Below are 13,228 nucleotides of genomic sequence, written 5' to 3'. Positions count from 1 at the left end.
TTCAGTCCTCAATCATTGAGCAAGACCAAATGACTCCCTTGCCCGCACCTTTACGCTGGCTCTACTCCCTGGAATGGCGCCGGGGTTTGTTTGACTGGGCGCGCAGCGATGGCGTGACCTGGGTGTATATCTTCAAGGTATTGCTCGCCGCGTTCCTCACGCTGTGGCTGGCGATGCGCCTGGAGTTGCCGCAACCGCGCACGGCGATGATCACCGTGTTCATCGTCATGCAGCCGCAGAGCGGCCAGGTGTTCGCCAAGAGTTTCTATCGTTTCCTTGGCACCCTGGCCGGGTCGGCGATGATGGTCACGCTGATCGCGCTGTTCGCGCAAAACACTGAGTTGTTCCTCGGTTCGCTGGCGATTTGGGTCGGCATCTGCTCGGCCGGTGCGGCGCGTTGCCGTAACTTCCGCGCCTACGGTTTTGTCCTCGCCGGCTACACCGCCGCGATGGTCGGCCTGCCGGCGCTGGCGCATCCGGACGGTGCGTTCATGGCCGCCGTCTGGCGGGTGCTGGAGATCTCGCTGGGGATTCTCTGCTCGACGGTGGTCAGCGCCGCGATCCTGCCGCAAACAGCCAGCGCGGCGATGCGCAACGCGCTGTATCAGCGCTTCGGGGTGTTCGCGTTGTTCGTCACCGACGGCCTGCGCGGGCGTAGCAAAGCCGAGTCGTTCGAAGCGAGCAACGTGCGTTTTATCGCCGAAGCCGTGGGCCTGGAAGGGCTGCGCAGCGTCACCGTATTCGAAGACCCGCACATGCGTCGGCGCAACGGTCGCCTCAGCCGTTTGAACAGCGAGTTCATGGGCATTACCACGCGCTTCAACGCGCTGCATCAGTTGCTCGAACGCTTGCGTGTGAATGACGAAGAACACGTGGTGGCCGCGATCAGGCCGGGCCTGCAGGATCTGGCGGAAGTACTCGACGGCTTCAGTGGCCGCGCCTTGACCAGCCCGGACGCGGCACGTTTGGCGACGGCATTGGCCACGTACAAGGAAGGCCTGCCGACGCGCGTGCGAACCTTGCGCGGCATTTTCCAGGAAACCGGTCCGAGTGAAGCCGAACAACTGGATTTCCACACTGCATACGAGCTGCTCTATCGCTTCGTCGATGACTTGCACAGTTATGCACAGACCCACGCCTCGCTGGCCGATCACCGCCACGAACGCGAGCGCTGGGACGAACCGTTCACCCCGCAAACCAACTGGTGGGCCGCTGCGGCTTCGGGGATTCGCGCCTCGTTCATCCTGATTGTGCTCGGTAGTTACTGGGTCGCCACCGCGTGGCCGAGCGGCGCGACCATGACCCTGATTGCTGCCGCGACCGTGGGCCTGTCTGCCGCCACGCCCAACCCCAAACGCATGGCTTTTCAAATGGCCTGCGGGACTTTTCTCGGGGCGCTGATCGGCTTCGTCGAGATGTTTTTCATCTTCCCGTGGATCGACGGATTTCCGCTGCTGTGTGTGATGCTCGCGCCAGTCATCGTGCTCGGCTCGTTCCTCGCTTCGCGGCCGAAATATGCCGGGATCGGCCTGGGTCTGTTGATCTTCTTCAGCACCGGTTCGGTGCCGGACAACCTGACCATTTACAACCCCTACAGCTTCATCAACGACTACATCGCCATGGTCATGGGCATGCTGGTGTGTGCCGCTGCCGGCGCGATCATTCTGCCGCCGAACAGCCGCTGGTTGTGGAAGCGCCTGGAGCAGGATCTGCGCGAGCAAGTGGTCTATGCGATCAGCGGCAAGCTCAAGGGCCTGGCATCGAGTTTCGAGAGTCGTACTCGTGACTTGCTGCATCAGGCTTATGGTCTCGCCGCCGGGCAGCCGACCGTGCAGAAGAACCTGCTGCGCTGGATGTTCGTGGTGCTCGAAGTCGGCCACGCGATCATCGAATTGCGCAAGGAACAGGCGATCCTCCCGGTGCATCCGGCGTATGCCGAATCGCAGCCGTGGCGTCAGGCGATCCGCGTCATGGGCCGGGCGCTGGTGCGACTGTTTCTGCAACCGAACCCGAGCAATCTGGAGCGCGCACTGGTGGCGGTCGATCACGCGATCAGTCGGGTCGCCGCGACCGACGAGCCGTTTGCGCCGCACTTCGACACGTCCGCGTTACGCCGGGTGAAGAGCTATCTGCATTTCATCCGCACCTCGTTGCTCGACCCGCAATCACCACTCGCTGCCTATGCCGTCGCCAAGCCCGAAGGACTTGCCCATGCCTCGTGAAATCGCCTTCCACGGCGTGTACATGCCGACCATGACCCTGATGTTTTTTGTCGCTGCGGCGCTGGCCTGGGCACTGGACCGGTTCCTCTCGGGGTTCGACCTGTACCGCTTTTTCTGGCACCCGGCGCTTTTGCGTCTGAGTCTGTTTACCTGTCTGTTCGGCGCCATGGCGCTGACTGTCTACCGTTGAGAACGTTCTGATGAAAAAGTTTTTCAGCCTGCTCGCGACCCTGCTGGTGCTGGCCCTGGCACTGTGGATCGGCCGGACCCTGTGGGAGCACTACATGAACACCCCGTGGACCCGCGACGGTCGAGTGCGGGCGGACATCATCAACGTCGCGGCCGACGTCACCGGGGAAGTGATCGACGTACCGGTGCGCGACAACCAGTTGGTGAAGAAGGGCGATTTGCTGATGCAGATCGATCCCGAGCACTACCGCATCGCGGTCAAGCAGGCGCAGTCGCTGGTCGCTTCGCGCAAGTCGACCTGGGAGATGCGCAAGGTCAACGCGCATCGTCGTGCCGACCTCGACAACCTGGTGATCTCCAAGGAAAACCGCGACGACGCCAGCAACATCGCCGACGCCGCGCTGGCCGACTATCAACACGCGCAAGCACAACTGGAAGCCGCCGAACTCAACCTCAAACGCACCGAAGTGCGCGCGGCAGTCGACGGCTACGTGACCAACCTCAACGTGCATCGCGGCGACTACGCGCGCATCGGCGAAGCGAAAATGGCCGTGGTCGACATGAACTCGTTCTGGGTCTACGGCTTCTTTGAAGAGACCAAACTGCCGCACGTGCGCGTAGGCGACAAGGCCGACATGCAACTGATGAGCGGCGAAGTGTTGAAGGGCCATGTCGAGAGCATTTCCCGCGGCATCTACGACCGCGACAACCCGGAAAGCCGCGAGCTGATCGCCGATGTGAACCCGACGTTCAACTGGGTGCGTCTGGCGCAGCGGGTGCCGGTGCGCATTCACATCGATGAAGTGCCGGAGGGGGTGTTGTTGGCGGCGGGGATTACTTGCACGGTGGTGGTGAAGCAAGAGTCGGTGGACAACTGACAGACCGCGTTGCGGCCATTCGCGAGCAGGCTCGCTCCCACAAGGGATCTTCGATGTGCCACAGATCCAGTGTGGGAGCGAGCCTGCTCGCGAAGAGAACAACCCGGTCTTTCAGACCAAAACCGAGTAATCATTCAGCGCAAAACGTCTCCTGCAAATGCCGCCACAGCACCCACCCGGCCTCGGTCTTTTCAAACACCACCGTCGACCGGCGATCGGTGCGCAACCCGCTCGCATCGCTCTGCTGCTCGCGATAACTCAGCGTCGCGCCATGCGCATGCAGCGCAATCCCGCGCAGCTCACTGAGCTCGATCCTGAACCCGGGCTTCTTCCCGCCCGCCGCGTGAAACAGCGCACGCAAGGCTTCGATATCCAGCGCCCGGCCCAGCGGCGTGACCATGGAAAAATCCGCCGAGAATCGGCTCAGCAAGCGCTCCATTTCGGCTGAATCCTGCTCCACGGCAAACCAGCGTTCGATCACCAGGTGCGCCTGGAACACTTCATCAAAATATTCGTTGTAGTCAGTCATGTGGATTTTTCCTGAAGGGGAGGTGGGCTCAGCAGGGCGAGCACTGTGGAGGCGTCGAAACGCAGCACGGCGATCATGGGCAACAAGGTGAGCAAGGCCGCTGCGACAAAGCAGTATTTGAATCCGTTGCCGCCCAGTGCACCCAACAGCGAACTGAGCAGCGCGGCGCCAAGACAGAAACCGAGCTGGCGATTGATGTTCCACAGAGCGCTGGAGTGGCCCATTTTTTCCGGCGCGATGCCGACAAATGCCAGGCTCTGCGCGGTGACGCTGCACAGGCTGCCGCCCAGTCCCATCAAGGCATAGGCAATGATCAGCGGCGTGGCGGCGGGTTGTTCGATGCGCATCAGCAGGACAATCCCCAGGCACTGCAAAAGCATCCCGGTGATCAGCAGCGGTTTGGGGCCAATGCGGTTGAAACTGCGTTTGCCGAGCATGATCGCCACCCCCGATGCGGCCGCCCAGGACAGCATCAGCGCACCGGTCTGCGCGGCGCCGAAGCCGAGGTCGTGCAGGTACAACACGGCAATCATGTTGGTGCCGGTAAACACCCCGGGCACGAACAGGTAGATCAGCATTGCCAAACGCAGTGACGGACTCTTGAGCAGTTGCAGGTCGAGCACCGCGTCGGGTTTGTGCCAGCCATCACGCAGGTACATCCATAAGGTCAGGACGCCGAGCAGCAGAACTCCGGCGGCGAGGTGACGGGTAGCGGCGGCGCTCGCCAGGCTCACGGCAATCAACAACAGAGTCAGAGCTGCCACCGCTAGCAGCAGGCCGCGCATATCCAGTGTCGGGCGTTCCGTGCCGGGTTGATCCGCTTGCAACCAGCGCAGACCGAGGCCGAACGCGAGCAGCGCCAGCGGCATGTTCAGATAGAAAATCCAGCGCCACGACAACGCCTCGACGATCAGGCCGCCCGCCGCTGGCGACAGGGCCGGCACCATCAGCGCGACCATCAGCACCACGCCGGTCAGGTGCGCGCGTTGTGTCGCTGGATACTGCCGATAAGCCAAGGCCTGACCGATCGGCAGCAACAACCCGCCACCGAGCCCCTGCAACAGACGCCAGCCAATCAGACTCTCAATCGACCCGGCTTGGGCCACCAGACCGGAAGCGATACCGAACAGCAACAACGAGCCCAGAATCAGCCGCCGTTCGCCCAGCCGCGCCGCCAGCCACACGCTCAGCGGAATGATCAGTATCAGCCCGAGCATGTAGGCGTTGGTGATCCACGCCAATTGCGTCACCGAGGCCTGTAATTCCCGGGCGATGTCCGGGTAGGCGATGCTCGCGGCGAACATGTTCAGCAGGTCGAGGGCGAACCCGAACAGATACACCAGCGCGACTTTCGAGCGATAGGCCATGGCAGCTTCCCTGTGATGAGACGCGCAGGGTAGTGCGCTTCAGGCGTTAGGAAAACGCTGGTTTGCCTGCTAGTTTGTCAAAATAATTTTGACAGGGAGCGCGCTGGATATGGTCAGCCTGGACCGTTTTGACACTTTCAAAGCCGTGGTCGAGGCCGGGTCGTTGACGGCGGCGGCTGAGACGCTGGGCCAGACCCGCGCGGTGGTGAGCTTCAATCTCAAGCGCCTGGAAGAAGAACTGGGCGTCACCTTGCTCACGCGTAACACTCGGCAACTGGCCCTGACCGATGCCGGCGAGCGCTTCTATCGGCGCTGCCTGCGCACCCTCGACGAAGCGCGACTGGCGATCGAGGAGGCGCGCTCCGAGCATTCGCAACTCAAGGGCACGTTGCGCATCACCACCACTGTGGAGTTTGCCCTGGCCCAAGTGGTGCCGGCGCTGGAAGTGTTTCGCCAGCAACAGCCGCAACTGAACATTCACTTGTCGACGTCTTCGACCCACGCCGATCTGATCTCCGAGCGCTTCGACATGGCGATCCGTCTGGGGCGCATGCACGACTCGAATTTGCGCGCGGTGCAGTTGTCGAGGTTCGAAGTGTTTGCGGTGGCGGCGCCGCAACTGGTCGAGCGCTTCGCGCCGGTTGCCACGCTGGCGACGCTGGAGTCGATGCCGACGCTGGGCCATGGCCGAGTTCCGGAAATGACCGTGACCGACCCGACCGGCCGTGAGCATGTCTACCAGCCAAAACCGGGGACCACCGCCATCGTCGCCGACAACTCGGCGACGCTCAGGGCGTTTGCGTTGACCGGGCAAGGCGTGGCGATTTTGCCGCAGTGGCTGATTCAGGAGGATCTGCAGGCCGGGCGATTGGTGCGGTTGCTGGCCGATTACCGCTTTGCCCCGCAGGGTGTCTACGCGCTGTATCCGGATACCCGGCATTTGCCGCTGAAGGTGCGGGCGTTTATAGATTTCATGAAGGGTTGGGGTTGAGTGTTGGCTGATCTGGCCCCTTCGCGAGCAAGCCCGCTCCCACATTTGGAATGCATTCTCCTGTGGGAGCGGGCTTGCTCGCGAAAGCGTCAACCCGGTCTCAGAGCTTCCCACGCAAGCCGAACCGCTTCATCAACGTCGATTCCAGCAACCCCTTGGGCAATAACGTCGCCAGCAATGGCAACGCGCGGCTGCCATTACCAATGCGGATCAAGCGTGGCGGCGTGTTCTGCTGCACCGCCTTGAGCAACTCAGCCGCAAACTCACTGGCCGGGGTCGGCTTGTCCTCCCACATTTGGAATGCATTCTCCTGTGGGAGCGAGCCTGCTCGCGAAAGCGTCAACCCGGTCTCAGAGCTGGCCGCGCAACCCGAACCGCTTCATCAACGTCGACTCCAGCAATCCCTTGGGCAATAACGTCGCCAGCAATGGCAACGCGCGGCTGCCATTACCAATACGGATCAAGCGTGGCGGCGTGCTCTGCTGCACAGCCTTGAGCAACTCAGCCGCAAACTCACTGGCCGGGGTCGGCTTGTCCTGCGAGGCCTTGGCCCGCGCACGAATTCCCTCACGCAACGGATACCACGGTGATTGCTCGTTGATCAGTTGCTCCGCTTCATGCCCGGCATTCTTGGCGAAGCTCGACTGAATCGCTCCCGGTTGCACTTCCATCACGCGGATGCCGAACGGCGCCAGCTCCATGCGCAGCGCATCGCTCAGCGCATGTACCGCGGCCTTCGAGGCGCAGTAGGCGCCGGCGAACGGCGTGACCAGTACCCCTGAGACACTGCCGATGTTCACCACCAGCCCCTTGGTCCGGCGCAGTACCGGAAACAGGGCGCGGGTAACGCCGACAATCGAGAACACATTGGTTTCGAACTGGCGCTGCATGGCCGGCACGCCACCGTCGAGCAGCGGCCCCATCGCGCCATAACCGGCGTTGTTGATCAGCACGTCGAGGCCGCCGTGTTGCTGGTTGATGCGCTCGGCGAGTTGTTCCAGCGCCACACTGTCATTGACGTCCAGCGCGATCGCGCTGAACCCGGCAGCGGCGAGGGTCGCAACATCATCAGCCTTGCGCGCACTGGCCCAGACCTCGTAACCGGCGGCTTTGAACGCGTCAGCGAGGGCGCGGCCAATGCCGCTGGAGCAACCGGTAATCAACGCAACGGGCATGGCGCATTCCTTGTGCAAAAAATGGGAGGAGGGGGATCAGTCGGAGAAACTGCCCTGCAAGCGCTCGGCACGAAACTCCAGGGTTTGTGGGCGATAACCGGGGCGCAGTGGAGGCATTGGCAGGCAATCTTCCCAGTCGCCGCCGGCCTGCAGTTCGCCGGGGCCGCGATAGCGCGGGGCGGTGTATTGGTTGTCGGCCAGATTGACCGTGTCGCCCGGCGCGTAAGCTGCGATGCGCCAGCGCAGTTCAGTCAGCGGCACGTCGTTGCCGTTTTTCATTTTCAATTGCAGCGGCCGATCTGCCGGGCATTGCTCCGGTGCATAGCTGATGCGCATCTCAAGGCGCGCCAGTTGCTTGAGCTCGCGGTTGTCCAGCCACACCACCCACATGGCCACCAGGCCCAGACCGACAGCCGCGGCCACGGAGACCGGCACAGCCTTGGCGGGATAGCGCAGCAGCAGAATCAGCCAGGTGATGATCAGCAGGATGCCGATGAACATGAGGGAACGCTCCTTGGTTCGTGAGTACCATCCTACCGGAGGGCCGGCGCAACGGACATTCGCGCGTATTCCGAATGTACCGTCAGTCGGTACTGTAATTTCTGACAGTTGAAAATCGCAAAGCGCGGATGCTCTGATGCCCTGAAGCATGGATAACGCTAGTGCCGGGAGCAAGCTGATGAACAAGCATGGCAAAACACCGACGCTTTCAGTAAGCGACCCGCGCGGGCTGCAGGTTCGGACGGTTGGTTATTGGCGTGCCGACGACCTTTGCCCAGCTCAAACCCGCGTCAATCGCACGGTGCGCGACGCTGCCGGAAGGGTTGTGGAACAGTGGGATCCGCGCCTGTGGGCACTGCAAACGACCGAGCCGCTGACGCCAGCGAATCTGCGCACCCTTTATTCGTTGATCGGGCAAACGCTGCGCTCCGACAGCGTCGATGCCGGTACGCAGCTGGCGTTGAACGGGCTGGGTGCCGAGACGCTGTACGACTGGGACAGTCGAGAGACCTGGCGCGAGGTGCAACACGACCCGTTGCTGCGTCCGATTGCCGTGTTCGAAGAAGGCGCATCCGAGCCTAGGCGGTGCGTCGAACGTCTCACTTACGGTCAGCCCGGCGCGGGTGATCCCTCCCGGAATCAGCTGGGCCAGTTGATTCGGCACGATGATCCGGCGGGTAGTGTGTGCTCGCAAAGCTTTGCAATCAGTGGGCAATGCATTGAAAGCACGCGGCACTTCACCCTCGACCCCAGCGTCCCCGATTGGCCGCAAAACGTTGATGACCGCCAGCGCTTGCTGGAGCCTGGTGACGGTGCAACGACCCGCTGGCGCTTCGGGCCGCTGGGGCAGGTACTCGAACAAGTCGATGCACGTGATAATCGACAGGACCGCGAGTTGACGCTGGACGGTCAGTTGCGCGCCTGCCATCTGCAATTGCGGCACCAGACCAAAGCGCAAACGCTGGTGAGCGACATTCGTTACAACGCTGATGGGCAAGTCACTCAGGAACTGGCGGGCAATGGTGTGCTGACGACGCTGACCTATCAGCCCGAGGACGGTCGTTTGCGAACCCGCCATGCGAGGAAAGCCGGGGGCGAGGTATTGCAACATCTGATCTACGACTACGACCCGATGGGTAACTTGCTGAGCATCGAGGACAAGGCACTGCCGATCCGGTATTTCGCCAACCAGCGTATCGATCCTGTCAGGCGTTTCGACTATGACAGCTTCTACCAGTTGCATGTGGCCACCGGTTGGGAAGCAGGTGCTGCTACTCAAGGTCCGGCGTCCATCGGACGTGACGATCCGGCAGCAGTGAGCAATTATCGACAGACCTTCGACTACGATGAATCCGGCAATCTGCTGCTGCTGACGCATGTTGGCGTGCGCAATGGCCGCGAGCTCAAAGCTGCGCGATCAAGTAATCGCTGTTTGCCTTACCGTAATGGCGTGCCACCGACGGAAGAGGAGATTGCCGCGGCGTTCGATCCCCGTGGCAATTTGCGAGCGCTGTACGCGGGGAGTTCATTGACGTGGAATCTGCGTAATCAGTTGCAATCGGTCACGCCGGTCGAACGTGCCAGCGGCCCCAATGACCGTGAACACTATTGCTACGACGGTGCCGGCCAACGTGTGCGCAAGATTCGCTCACTCCAGACGAATGCCCGCGGCGTCACGGCCCAGGTGCGCTATTTGCCTGGGCTGGAGCTACGTACCGACACGGCCACCGGTGAACAACTGCAAGTGATTTTCGTCGAGGGCCACATCAGCCGTGTACACGTGCTGCACTGGGAAAGTCCTCCGCCCACCGGTTCCAATGACCATTTTCGGTACACGCTGACGGATCATCTCGGATCGACCTGCCTGGAACTGGGCGAGGATGCCCGGTTCATCAGTCAAGAAACTTTCTTCCCGTTCGGTGAAACGGCGTGGAGCAAGGACACCGAGGCCAGTTACAAAACCCTGCGTTATTCGGGCAAGGAGCGCGATGCCACAGGTCTCTATTATTATGGCTATCGCTATTACATGCCGTGGTTGCAGCGCTGGTTGAATCCTGACCCGAAAGGCTTTATCGACGGGCCGAACCTGTATCAGATGGTGGGTAACTCGCCCATGAACCATGTCGACACCGATGGGGGCGGGAAGACCGCCACATCAGAGTTGGCTGACAGTGTGCAAAAGCAGCAGGCATTAATGAGCACGATGACCTCGGCGGCAGCGGACGTCAGAAACTCATTGCTCAACCACACTCAGGCGCGACACCGGTTTCAGGCCCTGGTCAGGCGCGTCGGGACGCAACTGGCCAGCAGCATGTTCAGCGCAGGCGCTCAAGCCGCAGGGGGCACGATTGGCACTGCAATGGGCACCGTGTTCGGACCGGTAGCCGGTTCGCTTGGGGGCAAGATTGGCACGAAGGTCGCCGATAAGTTGGCGGGTGCAGCCATCGACAAGGTGGTGGACACCTATCAGTTGAACCGACCTATCCATTTCAAGGGCAGCGAATTGAATCCCAAGGTTCTGGTTGAAAGCGTCGAGCCGAAAAAGAAGCTGAGTCTTGCCACAGTGAAACTGCAATTGGCAGCGCATGATCCGCGCACGGCCGACGGTCGATCACGCTTGACCGAAATGGTGCGCGCCAAGGCCGAGGATAAAGTGATCGAGGCAGTCTCTGAAAAGCTGGGACCAGAAACTCGGGGGCTGTTCCAGACGGGGCGGGAATTCATCCATGCAGCGCAGGGACTGAATGCTGAGGCGTTGAGCAACACTTACGAACATCTTTCGGCAGGCATCGACATGGTCGAGTTCAGGACGCAGGCCATCCTTACCGAGCTGGCAACCACCGGCAGCGCGGATCCGGAGCTTTTCGAAGCGGTCTCCGACTTGTCGATGCAAACGTCCAGTACGCTGCAGAGCCTGCAGCGGACCCAGGACTTTATCGGACTGCTCGCACCGGCTCCTTACGCGGGAAGGCAGCAATCGCTGGGGGGATATTCCCGGCCGAGGCTGACTCGACAACATTCGTTGAGTTGAAAAAAGCCCCCGCCCAACCCACTGCGGATAGGGGACGCAGCGGGCTGGACGGGGGCTTCTCATTGCCGGGCGATCACTGCGCGATGGTTTTCACCGACACGCCACGTTCGATCGGGGTGGAGCGACCGTAGATATCTTCGAAGCGTTCGATATCGTCTTCGCCCAGGTAGCTGCCCGATTGCACTTCGATGATTTCCAACGGGATCTTGCCCGGGTTGCGCAGGCGGTGCACCGAGGCGATCGGGATGTAGGTCGACTGGTTTTCAGTGAGCAGAAAGACGTTCTCGTCGCAGGTCACTTCAGCAGTGCCGCTGACCACGATCCAGTGTTCGGCGCGGTGGTGGTGCATCTGCAGCGACAGGCACGCGCCCGGTTTGACCGAGATGTGCTTGACCTGGAAACGCCCGCCCATGTCCACCGAGTCGTAGGAACCCCACGGACGATAAACCTCGCAGTGGTTCTGGGTTTCGCTGCGACCCTGCTCGTTGAGGGTGTTGACCATCTGCTTGACGCCCTGAACCTTGTCCTTGTGGGCGATCATCATCGCGTCTTTGGTTTCGACCACGACGATGTTTTCCAGACCGATCACCGACACCAGTTTGCCGTTGCCGTGGATCATGCAGTTCTTGCTGTCCTGGATAACCACATCGCCTTTGCTGACGTTGCCGTTGGCGTCTTTCTCGTTGACTTCCCACAGCGACGACCAGCAACCGACATCGCTCCAGCCAGCGGTCAGCGGCACCACGCAGGCACGCTGGGTTTTTTCCATGACGGAGTAGTCGATGGAGTTGTCCGGGCAGCAGGCGAAAGTGGCTTCGTCCAGGGTAACGGTGTCGGCGTCCTGCTGGCTGCGCTCGAGGGTCAGCAGGCAGGTGTCGTAGATGTCCGGATCGTGCTTTTTCAGCTCTTCGAGGAAGCGGCTGGCGCGGAACAGGAACATGCCGCTGTTCCAGTAGTAGCCGCCGGATTCGACGTATTCGGTGGCGCGTTTGACGTCGGGTTTTTCGACGAAGTGCGAGACGCGGCTGACGCCTTCCGGCAGCAGCGAATCGCCGGTGGACTTGATGTAGCCGTAACCGGTTTCCGGCTTGGTTGCCGGCACGCCGAACAGCACCATTTCGCCGTTTTCGGCGGCGACAGTGGCCAGGGCGAGGGCGCGTTGCAGGGCTTTCTGGTCTTCCAGCACGTGGTCGGCTGGCAGCACCAGCATCAGTTCGTCACGGCCTTCGTTGACCAGCATCATCGCGGTCAGCGCTACCGCTGGCGCAGTGTTGCGGCCGAACGGCTCCATGAGGATGCGCTGGCATTCAAGGTTACGGGTGGCCAACTGCTCGTTGACGATGAAGCGGTGATCCTTGTTGCAGACCACGATCGGCGTGTCCATGCCTTCGAACACCAGGCGCTCCAGAGTTTGCTGGAACAGCGTGTGTTCACCGGTCAGGGCCAGGAATTGTTTAGGGAATTGCTTACGCGAAAGCGGCCAAAGACGTGAACCGCTACCACCTGACAAGATCACCGGAATCATATTGTTTACTCCATAAAAATCGATTGGTTAGAGGCCCTGTGGGAGCGAGCCTGCTCGCGAAAGCGGTACATCAGTCGACATTGATGTTGGATGTCGGACCGTATTCGCGAGCAGGCTCGCTCCCACAGGGTTACTGCGTCAGTTCATGAAATTGGTTAGCGAGTCGACACCGGGCGTTTCACCCAGACTGGCGACAGGCTGCTGCCGGAACCGGTGACGTACAGCACCGCTGCTTCACCGCGCTCAAGGGCGACCGGTTTCACGTCGCCGACTTTCTTGTCGCCTTCGTACAGCGCCAGGCTGACTTTCACCGGGTTGATTTCACGTTCGCCACGGCCCTTGGCCGCCACGTTCGGCACCACGTCGGTCTTGCCGTCGGCGGTCTTCAGGGTCAGCGGCTTGTCGCTGAGGTTCTGCACGCGCACCAGGGATTTCTGCTTGTTCTTGAACGGTGGTTCTTCGATCAGTTGTGGCGCGCCGGACGCGTTGTTGACCAGGGTGTAGTAGTGGTCACCGGCGAGTTTGACCGGCAGGGTCTGGCTGCCGACCTTGGCGCTGTAGTCGCCGCCCGGCATGAAGCTGAAGTCGCTGCTGGCCAGTGGCGCAACGTCGCTCAGGTTGGTGCTGCCGACGGTGGCGCTGACTTCGGCGTTGCTGGCGTTGTAGACGCGCACGAAGGTCGAGCCTTTCGGCGCGGTCGGGCCGTACAGCGCGGCGTCACCACCGGCAAAGGCCTGGACCGACAGCACGCTCAGACCCGCAACCAATGCGAAGCGTTTGGCGAGACGACGAGGAGTAGTAGTGAAAGTCATGGTGTTAC

At 61.4% G+C, this 13,228-nt stretch carries 11 protein-coding genes and 1 pseudogene; 5 read left to right on the top strand and 7 right to left on the bottom strand.

The features are described 5' to 3' along the window. Positions 1-29: 29 nt before the first annotated feature. Genes ACM6I7_RS15640 through ACM6I7_RS15630 form a run of 3 tightly spaced genes read left to right on the top strand, consistent with a single transcriptional unit; the run spans position 30 to position 3,289 of the window. Positions 30-2,222, top strand: a complete 2,193-nt coding sequence (locus tag ACM6I7_RS15640) for an FUSC family protein (RefSeq protein WP_414888841.1) — start codon at positions 30-32, stop codon at positions 2,220-2,222. Continuing rightward, positions 2,212-2,412, top strand: a complete 201-nt coding sequence (locus ACM6I7_RS15635) for a DUF1656 domain-containing protein (RefSeq protein WP_003221811.1) — start codon at positions 2,212-2,214, stop codon at positions 2,410-2,412. The genes ACM6I7_RS15640 and ACM6I7_RS15635 overlap by 11 nt, the downstream gene beginning before the upstream one ends. 10 nt (positions 2,413-2,422) lie before the next feature. Beyond that, positions 2,423-3,289 carry an HlyD family secretion protein gene (locus ACM6I7_RS15630; RefSeq protein ID WP_047292653.1) on the top strand — a complete coding sequence of 289 codons (867 nt, stop codon included), beginning with the start codon at positions 2,423-2,425 and terminating at the stop codon, positions 3,287-3,289. A 130-nt stretch (positions 3,290-3,419) separates the two neighbouring features. Here the strand turns inward: ACM6I7_RS15630 and ACM6I7_RS15625 are convergent, their stop codons facing one another. Both ACM6I7_RS15625 and ACM6I7_RS15620 read right to left on the bottom strand, forming a co-directional pair. Next, positions 3,420-3,818 (bottom strand): DUF4440 domain-containing protein, encoded by a 399-nt coding sequence (locus tag ACM6I7_RS15625; protein ID WP_414888840.1) that lies wholly within the window; start codon positions 3,816-3,818, stop codon positions 3,420-3,422. After that, complete coding sequence (locus ACM6I7_RS15620; protein WP_414888839.1) at positions 3,815-5,185, bottom strand: MFS transporter; 1,371 nt, start codon at positions 5,183-5,185, stop codon at positions 3,815-3,817. The genes ACM6I7_RS15625 and ACM6I7_RS15620 overlap by 4 nt, the downstream gene beginning before the upstream one ends. 109 nt (positions 5,186-5,294) lie before the next feature. Here ACM6I7_RS15620 and ACM6I7_RS15615 point away from each other — a divergent pair, with 109 nt between their 5' ends. Next, positions 5,295-6,176 (top strand): LysR substrate-binding domain-containing protein, encoded by an 882-nt coding sequence (locus ACM6I7_RS15615; RefSeq protein ID WP_414888838.1) that lies wholly within the window; start codon positions 5,295-5,297, stop codon positions 6,174-6,176. Positions 6,177-6,276: 100 nt separating this feature from the next. Here ACM6I7_RS15615 and ACM6I7_RS15610 read toward each other — a convergent pair. The 3 genes and pseudogenes from ACM6I7_RS15610 to ACM6I7_RS15600 all read right to left on the bottom strand — a co-directional run. Continuing rightward, positions 6,277-6,465 (bottom strand): annotated as a pseudogene (locus tag ACM6I7_RS15610) (short-chain dehydrogenase); the annotation flags it as partial. Positions 6,466-6,526: 61 nt separating this feature from the next. After that, positions 6,527-7,351: an SDR family oxidoreductase gene (locus ACM6I7_RS15605; protein WP_414888837.1), complete on the bottom strand. Its 825-nt coding sequence runs from the start codon at positions 7,349-7,351 to the stop codon at positions 6,527-6,529. A 36-nt stretch (positions 7,352-7,387) separates the two neighbouring features. Beyond that, positions 7,388-7,852 (bottom strand): multidrug transporter, encoded by a 465-nt coding sequence (locus ACM6I7_RS15600; protein WP_098967290.1) that lies wholly within the window; start codon positions 7,850-7,852, stop codon positions 7,388-7,390. Between the two features lie 178 nt (positions 7,853-8,030). Here ACM6I7_RS15600 and ACM6I7_RS15595 point away from each other — a divergent pair, with 178 nt between their 5' ends. Next, positions 8,031-10,883 (top strand): RHS repeat domain-containing protein, encoded by a 2,853-nt coding sequence (locus tag ACM6I7_RS15595; RefSeq protein WP_414888836.1) that lies wholly within the window; start codon positions 8,031-8,033, stop codon positions 10,881-10,883. A 73-nt stretch (positions 10,884-10,956) separates the two neighbouring features. Here the strand turns inward: ACM6I7_RS15595 and ACM6I7_RS15590 are convergent, their stop codons facing one another. Next, the gene (locus ACM6I7_RS15590) at positions 10,957-12,408 is read right to left on the bottom strand and encodes a mannose-1-phosphate guanylyltransferase/mannose-6-phosphate isomerase (protein ID WP_183785837.1); all 1,452 of its coding nucleotides are present in this window, start codon (positions 12,406-12,408) and stop codon (positions 10,957-10,959) included. Between the two features lie 155 nt (positions 12,409-12,563). After that, positions 12,564-13,220: an alginate O-acetyltransferase AlgF gene (locus ACM6I7_RS15585; protein WP_007969549.1), complete on the bottom strand. Its 657-nt coding sequence runs from the start codon at positions 13,218-13,220 to the stop codon at positions 12,564-12,566. Between the last annotated feature and the right edge of the window lie 8 nt (positions 13,221-13,228).

The sequence above is a fragment of the Pseudomonas sp. IT-93MI4 genome (genome assembly GCF_949767635.1).
GTDB classification, from domain to species: Bacteria; Pseudomonadota; Gammaproteobacteria; order Pseudomonadales; family Pseudomonadaceae; genus Aquipseudomonas; species Aquipseudomonas putida_A.
The sequence above is the reverse complement of the archived record's forward strand: the minus strand, read 5'-3'. Positions and strand labels throughout refer to the sequence as shown.

Bases quoted from the DNA above. Each gene is read 5' to 3' on its own strand.
- ACM6I7_RS15640 (WP_414888841.1), top strand. From the start codon at position 30: ATGACTCCCTTGCCCGCACCTTTACGCTGGCTCTACTCCCTGGAATGG.
- ACM6I7_RS15635 (WP_003221811.1), top strand. From the start codon at position 2,212: ATGCCTCGTGAAATCGCCTTCCACGGCGTGTACATGCCGACCATGACC.
- ACM6I7_RS15630 (WP_047292653.1), top strand. From the start codon at position 2,423: ATGAAAAAGTTTTTCAGCCTGCTCGCGACCCTGCTGGTGCTGGCCCTG.
- ACM6I7_RS15625 (WP_414888840.1), bottom strand. From the start codon at position 3,818: ATGACTGACTACAACGAATATTTTGATGAAGTGTTCCAGGCGCACCTG.
- ACM6I7_RS15620 (WP_414888839.1), bottom strand. From the start codon at position 5,185: ATGGCCTATCGCTCGAAAGTCGCGCTGGTGTATCTGTTCGGGTTCGCC.
- ACM6I7_RS15615 (WP_414888838.1), top strand. From the start codon at position 5,295: ATGGTCAGCCTGGACCGTTTTGACACTTTCAAAGCCGTGGTCGAGGCC.
- ACM6I7_RS15605 (WP_414888837.1), bottom strand. From the start codon at position 7,351: ATGCCCGTTGCGTTGATTACCGGTTGCTCCAGCGGCATTGGCCGCGCC.
- ACM6I7_RS15600 (WP_098967290.1), bottom strand. From the start codon at position 7,852: ATGTTCATCGGCATCCTGCTGATCATCACCTGGCTGATTCTGCTGCTG.
- ACM6I7_RS15595 (WP_414888836.1), top strand. From the start codon at position 8,031: ATGAACAAGCATGGCAAAACACCGACGCTTTCAGTAAGCGACCCGCGC.
- ACM6I7_RS15590 (WP_183785837.1), bottom strand. From the start codon at position 12,408: ATGATTCCGGTGATCTTGTCAGGTGGTAGCGGTTCACGTCTTTGGCCG.
- ACM6I7_RS15585 (WP_007969549.1), bottom strand. From the start codon at position 13,220: ATGACTTTCACTACTACTCCTCGTCGTCTCGCCAAACGCTTCGCATTG.